15 protein-coding genes and 1 pseudogene are annotated in these 12,666 nt (G+C 65.0%); 10 read left to right on the top strand and 6 right to left on the bottom strand.

Annotated elements, in window-relative coordinates:
- The 3 genes and pseudogenes from ACDELDRAFT_RS25375 to ACDELDRAFT_RS13270 form a co-directional block, all read right to left on the bottom strand.
- Positions 1 to 286, bottom strand: a pseudogene (locus ACDELDRAFT_RS25375) (PhoH family protein); the annotation flags it as partial.
- Positions 287 to 452: 166 nt separating this feature from the next.
- The gene (locus ACDELDRAFT_RS13265; protein WP_005797581.1) at positions 453 to 938 is read right to left on the bottom strand and encodes a peroxiredoxin; all 486 of its coding nucleotides are present in this window, start codon (positions 936 to 938) and stop codon (positions 453 to 455) included.
- Between the two features lie 177 nt (positions 939 to 1,115).
- On the bottom strand, positions 1,116 to 1,493 hold the full coding sequence (locus tag ACDELDRAFT_RS13270) for an Mth938-like domain-containing protein (RefSeq protein ID WP_005797582.1): 378 nt from the start codon (positions 1,491 to 1,493) through the stop codon (positions 1,116 to 1,118).
- Between the two features lie 157 nt (positions 1,494 to 1,650).
- Here ACDELDRAFT_RS13270 and ACDELDRAFT_RS13275 point away from each other — a divergent pair, with 157 nt between their 5' ends.
- From ACDELDRAFT_RS13275 to ACDELDRAFT_RS25730, 8 genes are all read left to right on the top strand, one after another.
- A complete protein-coding gene (locus ACDELDRAFT_RS13275) occupies positions 1,651 to 2,880 on the top strand; it encodes a pyridoxal phosphate-dependent aminotransferase (protein ID WP_005797584.1) in 1,230 nt (409 codons plus the stop codon).
- Between the two features lie 70 nt (positions 2,881 to 2,950).
- The gene (locus ACDELDRAFT_RS13280; RefSeq protein WP_005797585.1) at positions 2,951 to 4,285 is read left to right on the top strand and encodes a homoserine dehydrogenase; all 1,335 of its coding nucleotides are present in this window, start codon (positions 2,951 to 2,953) and stop codon (positions 4,283 to 4,285) included.
- A 23-nt stretch (positions 4,286 to 4,308) separates the two neighbouring features.
- Positions 4,309 to 5,739: a threonine synthase gene (thrC, locus tag ACDELDRAFT_RS13285; protein ID WP_005797587.1), complete on the top strand. Its 1,431-nt coding sequence runs from the start codon at positions 4,309 to 4,311 to the stop codon at positions 5,737 to 5,739.
- Positions 5,740 to 5,843: 104 nt separating this feature from the next.
- Positions 5,844 to 6,413: a molybdopterin-guanine dinucleotide biosynthesis protein B gene (gene mobB, locus ACDELDRAFT_RS13290; RefSeq protein ID WP_005797588.1), complete on the top strand. Its 570-nt coding sequence runs from the start codon at positions 5,844 to 5,846 to the stop codon at positions 6,411 to 6,413.
- Positions 6,410 to 7,639 (top strand): molybdopterin molybdotransferase MoeA, encoded by a 1,230-nt coding sequence (locus tag ACDELDRAFT_RS13295; RefSeq protein WP_232504770.1) that lies wholly within the window; start codon positions 6,410 to 6,412, stop codon positions 7,637 to 7,639. Before mobB ends, ACDELDRAFT_RS13295 begins: the two co-directional genes overlap by 4 nt.
- Positions 7,636 to 7,887, top strand: a complete 252-nt coding sequence (gene moaD, locus ACDELDRAFT_RS13300; RefSeq protein ID WP_005797590.1) for a molybdopterin converting factor subunit 1 — start codon at positions 7,636 to 7,638, stop codon at positions 7,885 to 7,887. The genes ACDELDRAFT_RS13295 and moaD overlap by 4 nt, the downstream gene beginning before the upstream one ends.
- A gap of 152 nt (positions 7,888 to 8,039) precedes the next feature.
- Positions 8,040 to 9,215, top strand: coding sequence for a hypothetical protein (locus ACDELDRAFT_RS13305; RefSeq protein ID WP_157764929.1), 1,176 nt, complete (start codon positions 8,040 to 8,042; stop codon positions 9,213 to 9,215).
- A gap of 90 nt (positions 9,216 to 9,305) precedes the next feature.
- A complete protein-coding gene (locus ACDELDRAFT_RS25730) occupies positions 9,306 to 10,016 on the top strand; it encodes a c-type cytochrome (RefSeq protein WP_232504771.1) in 711 nt (236 codons plus the stop codon).
- A 161-nt stretch (positions 10,017 to 10,177) separates the two neighbouring features.
- Here the strand turns inward: ACDELDRAFT_RS25730 and ACDELDRAFT_RS13315 are convergent, their stop codons facing one another.
- The 3 genes from ACDELDRAFT_RS13315 to ACDELDRAFT_RS13325 are packed head-to-tail and all read right to left on the bottom strand — an operon-like array spanning position 10,178 to position 11,751.
- Positions 10,178 to 10,510 carry a hypothetical protein gene (locus ACDELDRAFT_RS13315; RefSeq protein WP_005797594.1) on the bottom strand — a complete coding sequence of 111 codons (333 nt, stop codon included), beginning with the start codon at positions 10,508 to 10,510 and terminating at the stop codon, positions 10,178 to 10,180.
- A gap of 49 nt (positions 10,511 to 10,559) precedes the next feature.
- Positions 10,560 to 11,471 carry a hypothetical protein gene (locus tag ACDELDRAFT_RS13320; RefSeq protein WP_005797596.1) on the bottom strand — a complete coding sequence of 304 codons (912 nt, stop codon included), beginning with the start codon at positions 11,469 to 11,471 and terminating at the stop codon, positions 10,560 to 10,562.
- A gap of 25 nt (positions 11,472 to 11,496) precedes the next feature.
- Positions 11,497 to 11,751, bottom strand: a complete 255-nt coding sequence (locus ACDELDRAFT_RS13325) for a hypothetical protein (protein ID WP_005797598.1) — start codon at positions 11,749 to 11,751, stop codon at positions 11,497 to 11,499.
- A 176-nt stretch (positions 11,752 to 11,927) separates the two neighbouring features.
- On the opposite strand from ACDELDRAFT_RS13325, the gene ACDELDRAFT_RS13330 reads away from it, so the two are divergent.
- On the top strand, positions 11,928 to 12,158 hold the full coding sequence (locus ACDELDRAFT_RS13330) for a hypothetical protein (RefSeq protein ID WP_005797600.1): 231 nt from the start codon (positions 11,928 to 11,930) through the stop codon (positions 12,156 to 12,158).
- Between the two features lie 49 nt (positions 12,159 to 12,207).
- Positions 12,208 to 12,666: molybdenum cofactor biosynthesis protein MoaE (locus tag ACDELDRAFT_RS13335; protein ID WP_005797602.1), on the top strand; the 459-nt coding region annotated here is incomplete at its 3' end.

Genomic DNA, 12,666 nt, shown 5'->3' on the forward strand with positions numbered 1-12,666 from the left:
GGGTGGGTGTGCCGCGGCGTGCCGCAGGCGCAGCGGCGGTCACCGTTTCTGCGATGGGTTCGGATGGGCGCACCCGGGTCTCGACCTGGATGGGCGCGGGGGCAGCGCCCGCCTTGGGCGTGTCACCTAGTGTGCCTTCGCTTTTGCGGGTCCTGCGGCGGGTGGTTGCAGCCGGGGTGTCTGTGGCGGACGCGGGGTGTGCGGCGGGGCGGGCGGGGGCGGTGTTGTCGTAGGCTTCGGGCGCAAGAAGGGCAGCGCGCCGGCTGGGGGCGGGGGGCAGGGGCATGGTGGCAGGGCCTCGGGCTGTGGTGTTCAGAAAGCAAAAAGCCGCCTGGAGGCCAAGGCGGCTTTGGAAGAGGAAAAGAGCGTGGCTGTTTTCAGGAGCATCAAACCATTATGCCCATTCCCCATGTCGGATCGCGGCGGGGCCGCGCCAGCCCGACAGGGCGGCTTCAGGCGGCCTTCTTGAGGGCCTTGATGGACTTGACGGCCTTGAGCACTTCGTCCACATGGCCTGGCACCTTGAGGCCGCGCCATTCGTTTTGCAGGATGCCGTCAGGCCCGATGAGGAAGGTGCTGCGTTCAATGCCCTTGACCTTCTTGCCGTACATGATCTTGTTCTTGACCACGCCGAACATGTGGCACATCTTTTCCTCGGTATCGGCGATGAGCTCGAACGGCAGCTCCAGCTTTTCCTTGAACTCGTCGTGCGACTTCATGTTGTCGCGCGAGACGCCAAAGACGGCGGCGCCGGCCTTGACGAAATCCTTGTACCTGTCGCGGAACTGCATGGCTTCGGTGGTGCAGCCCGGGGTGTTGTCCTTGGGGTAGAAGTACAGAATCAGAATCTGGCCGAGGTGCGAGGTGTTGGAGACCTTGATACCGCCGGTCGCGTTGGCTTCAAATTCAGGGAGGGGTTTGTTGACAACGATCGCCATGGCACTTCAATCTCTCAGGATGTAGTCGTTGATAAGCCGGGGGAGCGGGTGTGTTATTGCTTTTGGATGTGCCCCCGACCGCAACAGGCTATTTTACCCTGAAAACGTTGCCGGGCCAATTCGCCGGGGCGGGGCCGCCCGTTGCAGAGCTGGGCCGCAGCCGGGTGCGCAGAGCGCTCAGGGCTGCGTTTCCAGGATGAGGGCCGCCACCACGTTGCGCCCCTCGCTGGCGAGGATGTTGTAGGTGCGGCAGGCGGCCGGCGTGTCCATGGTTTCGAGGCCCAGGCGCCGCGCCATCAGCGGCTGCAGCCATGCCGGGGGCGGGAAGCGGTTGCGCGAGCCGCTGCCAAAGACGACCAGTTCGGCCTCAAGCGTCGCCAGCTGGGCAAAGTGGTCGGGCGTGAGGTCCTCGAAGCGGGGGCAAGGCCAGGCCAGGCGCAAGCCGCCCGCGCCCAGGATGATGCTGGTGGTGATCTTTTCCGCATTGACATCGATCCAGCCGGGGCCATAGGCACGGATGGTCTGTGCGGTGGAGTGTTCGGGCTGGAATTTCATGCGTGGGCTCGTGGGGTGGCGCAGGCTGCGGGTGGGGGCTTGGCCGGGTGCGTGGGCCCGTGGGGCGGCGGCGATCTGTGGTCAAATTATAGGTTTCGCCACAGCGCCCCTGCGCGCCGGCAGGTATCTGACTCCCACCGCATTCCATCGTCAGCGCATGAAAACCGTCCACAAATCCGCCAAGCTCGCCAACGTCTGCTACGACATCCGGGGGCCCATCATGGACGCGGCCAAGCAGATGGAGGAAGACGGGCACAAGATCATCAAGCTCAACATCGGCAACCTGGCAGTGTTCGGATTCGATGCCCCCGAGGAGATCCAGCAGGACATGATCCGCAATCTGCCCAACTCGGCGGGCTATTCGGACAGCAAGGGCATTTTTGCGGCGCGCAAGGCGGTGATGCACGAGACGCAGAAGCAGGGCATCAAGGGTGTTGCGCTCGACGACATCTACCTGGGCAACGGCGCCAGCGAACTCATCGTGATGGCCACCAATGCGCTGCTCGACGCCGGCGACGAGCTGCTGCTGCCATCGCCCGACTACCCGCTGTGGACGGCTGCGGCCAGCCTGTCGGGCGGCACGCCGGTGCATTACCTGTGTGACGAGGCCAACGGCTGGATGCCGAACCTTGACGACATCCGCGCAAAGGTCACGCCCCACACCAAGGGCATCGTGGTCATCAACCCCAACAACCCCACGGGCGCCCTGTATTCCGACGAGTTGCTCAAGGGCATTGTTGCCATTGCCCGCGAGCACGGGCTGGTGATTTTTGCCGACGAGGTGTACGACAAGGTGCTGTACGACGGTGCCAAGCACACGGCCATCGGCTCGCTGAGCGAGGACGTGCTCACGCTCACGTTCAACTCGCTGTCCAAGAGCTACCGCTCCTGCGGTTACCGCGCGGGCTGGCTGGTGGTGTCGGGCGACAAGAAGCCCGCCCGTGACTACATCGAGGGGCTGAACATGCTCTCGAACATGCGGCTGTGCGCCAACGTGCCCGGCCAGTGGGCCGTCCAGACGGCGCTGGGCGGCTACCAGAGCATCAACGAACTGGTGTGCGAGGGCGGGCGCCTGCGCAAGCAGCGTGACCTGGCGTATGAGCTCATCACGGCAATCCCTGGCGTGACCTGCGTGAAGCCGCGGGCGGCGCTGTACATGTTTCCGCGCCTCGATCCGGCGATCTACCCCATCAAGGACGACCAGCAGTTCTTTCTGGAGCTGCTGCAGGAGACCAAGGTCATGCTGGTGCAGGGGACGGGTTTCAACTGGGCCTGGCCCGACCATTTCCGCATCGTTTTTCTGCCGCACGAGGACGACCTGCGCGAGGCCATTGGCCGCGTGGCGCGCTTTCTTGAACAATACCGCCTGCGGCACGGCACCGCCTGAACTCCTTTTTTTGTAGCTGCATGCGCTTGCCGGTCAAGCGCTGCAACCCATTTTGACTGGTAACCTTTCCATGAAACCGATCCAAGTAGGCCTGCTGGGCATTGGCACCGTCGGCAGCGGCGTCTTCAACGTGCTGCAACGCAACCAGGAAGAAATCCGCCGCCGCGCGGGCCGCGGCATCGAGATCGCCATGGTGGCCGACCTCGACGTGGAGCGAGCCAGGAAGGTGGTGGGCGAGGGCGTACAGGTGGTGAGCGACGCGCGCGCGGTCATCGCCAACCCCGAGATCGACATCGTCATCGAACTGATCGGCGGCTACGGCATCGCCAAGGCGCTGGTGCTGGAAGCCATCGCGGCGGGCAAGCACGTGGTCACCGCCAACAAGGCGCTGCTGGCCGTGCATGGCACCGAAATCTTCGCAGCCGCGTCCGCCAAGGGCGTGATGGTGGCCTTCGAGGCGGCCGTGGCGGGGGGCATCCCCATCATCAAGGCGCTGCGCGAGGGTCTCACAGCCAACCGTATCCAGTGGCTGGCCGGCATCATCAACGGCACCACCAATTTCATCCTGAGCGAGATGCGCGACAAGGGCCTGGACTTCGCCGTGGTGTTGAAAGAAGCGCAGCGCCTGGGCTACGCCGAAACCGACCCCACCTTCGACATCGAAGGCGTGGACGCGGCGCACAAGGCCACGATCATGAGTGCCATTGCCTTTGGCATTCCGGTGCAGTTCGACAAGGCCTATGTCGAAGGCATCACCCAGCTCAGCGCCACCGACATCAAATATGCCGAGCAGCTGGGCTACCGCATCAAGCTGCTGGGCATCACCAAGCGCGTGGACAAGGGCATCGAGCTGCGCGTGCACCCGAGCCTGGTGCCCTCCAAGCGCCTGATCGCCAACGTGGAAGGCGCCATGAACGCCGTGGTGGTGCAGGGCGACGCCGTGGGCGCCACGCTGTACTACGGCAAGGGCGCGGGCTCCGAGCCCACGGCCAGTGCCGTGATTGCCGATCTGGTCGACATCACGCGCCTGCACACGGTGGACCCGCTCAACCGCGTGCCGCACCTGGCCTTCCAGCCGCACACGCTTGACCAAGCCATGAGCGAACTGCCCGTGCTGCCCATGAGCGAAGTGGTCACCAGCTACTACCTGCGCCTGCGCGTGGCTGACCAGGCCGGCGTGCTGGCCAAGGTCACCGGCATCCTGGCCGGCGCCGGCATCAGCATCGATGCGGTGCTGCAGCGCGAGGCCGACGAGGTGGGTGGCGAGGGTTCCACCCAGACCGACCTGATCATCCTCACGCACGACACGCGTGAAGGCACCATGAACGACGCCATCGCCCAGATGCAGCAGCTGCCCACGGTGCTGGCATCCATCACGCGCATCCGCAAGGAAGAGCTGAACTGACAAAGCCCAAGCAGGACGAACGCATGCTGTACCTCTCCACGCGCGGCCACCCGGACCGCAAGCATTTCTGTGACATCCTGCTCGAAGGCCTGGCGCCCGATGGCGGGCTGTATCTGCCCGAGCACTACCCCCAGATCGACGACGCAGCCCTTACACGCCTGCGCAGCGCCTACCACCAGCAGGGCTATGCCGAGCTGGCGTTCCAGATTCTCTCGCTCTACATCGACGATATCCCCGCCGCCGACCTGCGTGCCCTGTGCGAGAAAACGTACACCGCCGAAGTGTTCGGCACCGGCGAGATCGTGCCGCTGCGCCACCTCGAAGACGGCCTGTGGCTCGAAGCCTTGTCCAATGGCCCCACGCTGGCCTTCAAGGACATGGCCATGCAGTTGCTGGGCAACCTGTTCGAGTACGAACTGGGCCGGCGCGGCGAAGAGCTGAACATCCTGGGCGCTACCTCCGGCGACACCGGCAGTGCGGCCGAATACGCCATGAAGGGCAAGAAGGGCGTGCGCGTCTTCATGACCAGCCCGCACGGCCGCATGAGCGCGTTCCAGCAAGCCCAGATGTTCAGCCTGCAGGACGAGAACATCCACAACCTCGCCATCGAAGGGGTGTTCGACGACTGCCAGGACATCGTCAAGGCCGTCAGCAACGACCTGCCGTTCAAGCGCAAGTACAAGATCGGCACCGTCAACTCCATCAACTGGGCGCGCCTGCTGGCGCAGGTGGTGTACTATTTCGCCGGCTACGTGCAGGCCACGGAATCGAACGACCAGAAGGTCAGCTTCACGGTGCCCAGCGGCAACTTTGGCAACGTCTGTGCGGGCCATGTGGCGCGCATGATGGGCCTGCCGATCGACAAGCTGGTGGTGGCCACCAACGAGAACGACGTGCTCGACGAGTTCTTCCGCACCGGCGTTTACCGCGTGCGCGGCAGTGCCGACACGCACGAAACGTCGAGCCCGTCCATGGACATCAGCAAGGCCAGCAACTTCGAGCGCTTCGTGTTCGATTTGCTGGGCCGCGATGGCGCACGCACGCAGGCGCTGTTTGGTGACGCGCTGGCGCTGCAGGGCCGCTTCGATCTGAGTGGCGACCCGGCGTTCCAGCAGGCCGCAAACCGCTACGGTTTCGAGAGCGGCAAAAGCACGCATGCCGACCGCTTGGCCACCATCAAGGACACCTACAGCCGCTACGGCGTGACCATCGACACCCACACCGCCGACGGCGTGAAGGTCGCTCGCGAGCACCGCGGCGACGGCGGCACGCCCATGATCGTGCTGGAAACCGCCCTGCCCATCAAGTTTGCCGAGACCATCCAGGAGGCCCTGGGCCATGCCCCCGACCGGCCAGCCCGTTTCACGGGCATCGAGTCTCTGCCCAAGCGCGTGCAGGTCATGCCGGCCGATGTGCAACTGGTCAAGGCGTACATCGAGCGCCATTGCCAGTGAGCCGCGGCACGCCCGGCAGCGATTTTCAGGATAAAAATGCCCCTAGCGCTTTTCTGGCAAGCGTTGGCAGCTATAAATAGCGTAGCTATTCACAGGAGCATTGGATGAAGGTTGTAGGCTTTGCCGGCTTCTCCGGCAGCGGCAAGACCACGCTGGTCGAGCAGGTCATCCCCGAGCTGCGCCTGCGCGGCTTGCGGGTGTCGGTGGTCAAGCATGCGCACCACAGTTTCGACATCGACCACGCGGGCAAGGACACCTGGCGCCACCGCGAGGCCGGGGCTTTCGAGGTGGTGGCGGCATCCGACCGGCGCCTGGCCCTGATCCGCGAGTTCGAGCAGCCCGCCCAGCTCAGCGTGCACCATCTGCTGGCCGAGCTGTACCAGGGTGTGGACTGGGTGCTGGTCGAAGGCTTCAAGGAAAGCGATCTGCCCAAGATCGAGGTCTGGCGCGCCCCCGAGCCCGGTCAGGTGGCACGTTCCGTCCGCTACCCCGAAGACGACTTCATCGTGGCCGTGGCCACCGATGCGCCTGGGCAACTGCCCGCCGCCACGCAACTGCCCGTGCTGGACCTGAACGCCCCCTCGCAGGTGGTGGACTGGCTGGTCCAGCAAGCCAACCGCTTTGAATACCACTGGGACTTGCACGGAGACCTGATGCCATGCGCCCCCCAATGAAACCCCTGAAGCCGCTGGATGAAGCGCTGGCCGAGTTGCTGGGCCACGCCCAGCCGCTGCACGGCGCCGACACCGTCACCACCTTCGATGCCGACGGGCGCGTGCTGGCCCAGGGTTGCATCTCGGTGCTGCAGGTGCCCCCCAACGACAACAGTTCCATGGACGGCTACGCCGTGCGCTGCGCCGATGTGGGCATGGCAGGCACCCTGCTTCCGGTCTCGCAGCGCATCGCGGCCGGCAGCGCGGGCGAGCCGCTGCAGCCTGGCACGGCTGCGCGCATTTTCACGGGCGCTCCCGTGCCCGAGGGCGCCGACGCCATCCTGATGCAGGAAGACTGCGAGTCGCTCTCGGATGAGCGCGTGCGCATCAATGCCGTGCCCCGGCCAGGCCAGTGGATCCGCCGCGCGGGCGAAGACATCACGCGGGGTGCCGTGGTGCTGGAGGCCGGCACCCGCCTCACGCCGGCCGAACTGGGCCTGGCGGCCAGCATCGGCCTGCACCAGTTGCAGGTGGCGCGCCGCCCGCGCGTGGCGCTGTTTTCCACGGGCGACGAACTGGTGATGCCCGGCGACGTGCCGCCCGAGCAGATGCGCCCCGGCGCCATCTACAACAGCAACCGCTTCTTCCTGCGCGCCATGCTGCTGCGGCTGGGCTGCGAGGTGACCGATTTCGGCATCGTGCCCGACCGGCGCGAGGCCACCATCGATGCCCTGCGCGCGGCCAGCAGCGGGCACGACCTGATCCTCACCAGCGGCGGCGTGTCGGTGGGAGAGGAAGACCACATCAAGCCCGCCGTGGAGTCGCTGGGCACGCTTGACCTGTGGCAGATCGCCATGAAGCCCGGCAAGCCGTTTGCCTATGGCCGGGTCGAAAGCCCGGAAGGTGGTGCGCATTTCATGGGCCTGCCCGGCAATCCGGTGTCGAGTTTTTTGACGTTTGCGTTGCTGGTGCGGCCATTCCTGCTGCGCCTGCAGGGCGTGCGCGAGGTGGCTCCGCAGGCAATGGCCGCCCGTGCGGATTTCGCCTGGCCCAAAGCCGACAAGCGCCGCGAGTTCCTGCGGGTGCGGCACAACGCGGCCGGTGGGCTGGACCTGTTCGGCAACCAGAGTTCGGGCGTGCTCACTTCGGCTGCCTGGGGCGACGGCGTGGTGGACAACCCGGCCGGCCAGACCATCGCACCGGGCGATACCGTGCGTTTCATTGCGTTTTCGGAGCTGTTGTCATGAAGATCTCGGTGCGTTATTTCGCATCCATCCGCGAGGCCGTCGGTCACGGGAGCGAAGCGGTTGAGACATCGGCCACCACACTGGGCGCGCTGCGCGACGAGCTCATCGCCCGTGGTGGGGCCTACGCCGCCAGTCTTGCGCGCGGCCGCGCGGTGCGCATGGCCCTGAACCAGACCCTGAGCGACGACGCAGCCGCTCTGGTCAATGGTGCCGAGGTGGCGTTTTTTCCCCCGGTTACTGGCGGATGAACGGCGCGGCATCGTAAGCCGCCGCAGTGGGCTGGCGATGGGGGGTGTACCGTTGTCACGCCATCGACATATGAAATAGCCACACTCAACAGCAGGTTTTTGCGCAAATGCAAAGCCACTTATTTCTGTTGGGAACCTCCATCGTGCGCCTTGTGTCCTTGTCCCTTTGTTCGCTTGCCATTGCTGCGGTTCTGTCCGCCTGCGGTGGCAGCGATGGCCCGGAAAAATCCATAGTGGCCGTGATCGGTGATGTGCCTTACGGTACCACTCCCACCGACACCGTGCAGTTGGTGGGCGGCCCGAAGTTCGTCAGCGCCATCAACGCCGACGCTGATCTTTCCACCGTGCTGCACCTGGGTGATATTCACTCCGGCAAGAGCTATTGCACCCAGGCATACAACCAGACAGTCTTCGACCAATGGAAAGCCTTCCGTATGCCGCTGGTGTATGCGATTGGCGATAACGAGTGGGCCGATTGCCACAAGAAGGCCGAAGGCGGCGGTGTCTACAACGCGGCCACGGGCGTGATCGACTACGTGGTGGATGCCAGTGGGACGCCGGTGAGCTACGCCAAGGGCGATCCGCTGGCCAACCTTGACCTCGTGCGCTCGATATTCTTTGCCACGCCCGGCCAGACGCTGGGCAAGGCCATGACGGTGCACACACAGGCCAAGGAATTTGACCCGGCTTACCCCAAGGATCGCAATTACGTCGAAAACGTCTGGTGGATGCAGTCGGGCGTGCTGTTTGTCACGATGAACATTCCAGGTGGCTCCAACGACAATGCCGATCCTTGGTATGGGGTGCCCACCGTCAGCGCGGCTCAGAAACAGGAAGCCGCGGACCGCTCCGCTGCCAACCTGCGCTGGCTTGACAAGGCCTTCCGTGAGGCCGGCAATGCGGGTGCGCTGGGTGTCGTGATCCAGATCCAGGCGGACCTGTGGTACCTGGACGGCAATGTTCCCAGCCACGTCGTGGGCTACAAGCCCTACGTGGATCGCATCGCCGCCAACACCAAGTCGTTTGGCAAGCCGGTGCTGCTGCTCAATGGCGATTCGCATGCCTATCGGTCGGACAACCCATTGGTGGCCAACTCCGCTTGCGTTGCAGAACCCTCAACCGGCGGCGCAGCTGTTGCCTGCAAGGACGATGTCTCGGGTGTGCAGCCCTACAACTACAACGTCGCCAATTTCCGCCGCGTGATTGTGCATGGCAGCACCGCGCCGCTGGAATACCTGAAGCTCACCATCGACCCGCAGGCCAATGCGGTCAACGGCGTCGACGCTTTTGGTCCTTTCAGCTGGAAGCGCGTGCAGCCAGCGCTGTAAGCGACCCAATCGGTCGTTCTCGTTCACAGAGCGGACCGGCGCAAAGCCGGTCCGCTTTGCTGTTTCTGGAAAGTGACTCGGGTGGTGCTTATGCTGCGGCATCTGGCCCGCGCTGATCGCATGCGTCAATGCGACCAGATCCTCCATATTCACCTCATCCTCTCGCGCCTGGTGGGATACCAGCGCCGCAGGGAATTTTGGCGCGTATTGCTCGACACGGACGTGGACTGCCACAACGGCGTGCATTGCGGCCAACTGCGTGGGAACGTCCCTGCAACCCGGGAGGGCCAGACGCACGGACGGACACCCTATGCCCGAAGGCGCCGTCGTCATCCTGGCCAAGACGTGGCACCGATTGGGATGGGCTCAATGTGGATCAAGGCGATGATCGCGCAGCATCATCATGCAATTGACGGGCGGCTGCATCAGGAATATCTTGTATGCGGCATGTCGCCAATCCTCGAGGGGAAATTTATGAAGACGCTTCACGGCATCGCCGCAGCAGCTCTGCTGGGCCTGGGTATCTCCGCGTGGGCCAACCCTCAACTCGCGGAGGAGAAACAGTGCATGCAATGCCACGCCATTGCCAAGGACGGCGCGGGCCCTGCCTTCCAGAAGATTGCGCTTTTGTGGAAGGGCAACAAGGACGCCGAGAAAACCCTGGTCTCCACCATCCGCAAGGGCAGCGTGGACGGGGGCGGCCGGCACTGGGGTGTCTCCAAGATGCCCGACGACTCCGAGCGGCCGCTGGTCAGTGAAGACGAGGCTCGGCAACTCGTGAAATGGATTCTCTCGCTTTGACGCAGCAGAAGCTTCACCAGGCGGCAGGGGCGGGCAGGCCCGACGCGGGGCCCGCGCGCCGGGATCGGTGAAGGAATGCCGGTACGGCTTCGCCCATTGCGGTTGACGGGTTCTTCGCCATAAAGCGTTCGCAAGCCTTGCAGAGAAGCATGGCTTGTTCTTCAGCCCTCGTCGCTGGCCCCGGCACCGGCCAGCGCGGGGCAGGGCCATGCCAGCAGCTCCGCCAGCCGCGTGACGATCCAGGTTGCCTCGGGCCGCGATACGCCCGATTCGGCCGTGCACAGCCCGGCGTGTATGCGCCGGAGAATTTCGGCCTCGGAGGGGGCCTGCACGTGGTACAGCGTCTGTGCGTGCTCGACCAGGTGGCCGGCGAGGTCTTCGCACAGTTCGTAGCGCGCGCGCACGCCGTTGGCGCTTTCAGTCAGGCGCCCCCGGGCGTCGCTGTACACCGCCATGAAGGAAGGTGGTACGTGGATCTGGTTGTCGTCGTGCATGGCTGGTGGTGATAGGGTTTTCGCGGCGTCGCGGGGCTGTGCATGCCTGTCAGGGTGGTGGTGTGTGCGCGGCTTCACAGCGTGCGTGCGGCTGGCGTGTGGATTGCAGTTGCCGGTGCGCCAAGGTGGCGGTCTCGGTGAACCAGCCCAGCAGCTGTCTCAGCCAGGTTTCCAGGTCTGCCAGGAAGCGCGGGGTGAGCGCCACCAGACCCCGGGGCGCATCCTGGGTGAGATGCCCCAGCGCGGTGGCTTCGTTCACCAGGTTGCGCACGTGCGAATGCGAAAAACCCAGGCGCTGCGCGATTTCGTTGGCGCGCAGGGCAAATTGCGGTGGGGTCGGATCAGCGGGCCGATATGCCCGGCAGTGTTCGCGCAGCAGCAGCATGGCGATGCGGCCCCCGCCGTCGCGTTGGTCGAACCAGTCCCAGCCGCCAAAGCGGCCCCGGGTTTCGGCGAGGCGGTCCAGGATATGGTCGGCACCGGCCAGAAAGGCGGCGAAGTAGTCGGCATCGTTGTCGAGCCGGCGGGCATGCCCCGGGGCCAGTGCACCGAGGGCCTCGGCGCAGTGCAGGTGGTGCTGTACCCAGGTGCGCAGGCCATCGAGCAGCCGCGGCGTGGGCACAAGGTAGCGGACGCGGCGGTCAGCGGGGTCGTTGTCCACTGCCACCATGCCCGCAAGGCGCAGCACGGCAAAGAACGTGACCAGTGTGCGGGCGCCCCCCGGCATGCGCCGCTGCAGCAGCGCCAGCGTGGGGCGGGGTGCCCCCCGCAATTGCCATTGGTAGTGTTGCACCACCAGCCGCCCGGCCGCATGCGATTGCAGCGCGCGGCCGAAGATCTTGTTGATGAGGCGTTCGTTCCAGTGCAGCCGCAGGATGCCGTCGCAGTACGCCTCCACGGCCTGGGCGTAGGGGTCCTGGGTTTTGGAATCGAGTGCCTCGAAGGGCTCCTGCAGGTCCATGGGCTCGTGCTGCGATGGGTGGGGCTCAGTCGGGGGAGAACAGCCGTTCGAACCTGGCCTGGTCCTGGGCAAGTTCAAACGACACGACCTGTCCCATTTTCATGTCCGACAGGCGGCACGCGCCGAACAGCGTCGTCTTGCCCGCGAGTTCCATCACGTCAAGGTCGATGATGGCGTAAGGGTGCGGTACGAAGACCTGGTGTTCGAACACGTCGCGGTAGGCGTTGCGCGGGGACGGGTAGAGCTTGTAGAGATCGGTTTGAATCGTTTGGGTGGCCATGGGCTTGCTTCTCGCTTTCGATCGGGCACGCGCCGCGCGGGTTGCGCCAGCGTGCCCGCTCCGCACCTGTGCCGGCGCGCCCCAATCCAGCCAGGGATCGCGCCAGGAGTTCTCACAGGTGGCCGCAGTGCGGGTACAGTGCGGGCGAATCGTACAGACAAACTTCCTCACTCCCTATGGCACGCAACAAAAGTGAATGGCCCGCCAAGGTGCTGGCGCTGGTGCGGGGCGGCAACCTGCCCGCCGCCGTCGCCCAGATCAAGGTAGCGCCGACCGTGGCCGACGTGACCCGGTTGCAGGCCTTGCTGGCCCAACTGCCTCCGTCGCCCGCACTCGCACAACTGAATAAGGTGGTGGAAGAAGAGCGGGCCCTGCTGGCCGCACCCCGGCTGCACCGATCGCCCTGAAGCCCGACAATTTCTTTCAGCCATCCGCCTCGCCGTAGAGATTTTTGCCATGACCCTGCCACGTGTTTCCATCCAGACCGACGACTTTGACCTGTCTGCCGAGATCGCCGCCCTGCGGCGCGAGAACCGGGGCGTGGGCGCGGTGTGCAGCTTTGTCGGAACGGTGCGCGACCGCAACGAGGGCGACGAGGTGTCGTCCATGGAGCTCGAGCATTACCCCGGCATGACCGAGAAATCCATTGAGGCCATGGTGGACGAGGCTTTTCACCGCTTCGACATTTTTGGCGCGCGTGTCATCCACCGCGTGGGGCTGCTGCAGCCGCTCGACCAGATCGTGCTGGTGGCCGTGACCAGCGCGCACCGGGGACAAAGCTTTCAGGCCTGCGAGTTCCTGATGGACTACCTCAAGACCCAGGCGCCATTCTGGAAGAAAGAACAGACCGCGCAGGGCGCCCGCTGGGTGGACGCCCGCGTGAGCGACGACGCGGCGCTCGCGCGCTGGGGCATC

This window comes from Acidovorax delafieldii 2AN, assembly GCF_000175235.1.
Taxonomy (GTDB): Bacteria; Pseudomonadota; Gammaproteobacteria; order Burkholderiales; family Burkholderiaceae_C; genus Acidovorax; species Acidovorax delafieldii_B.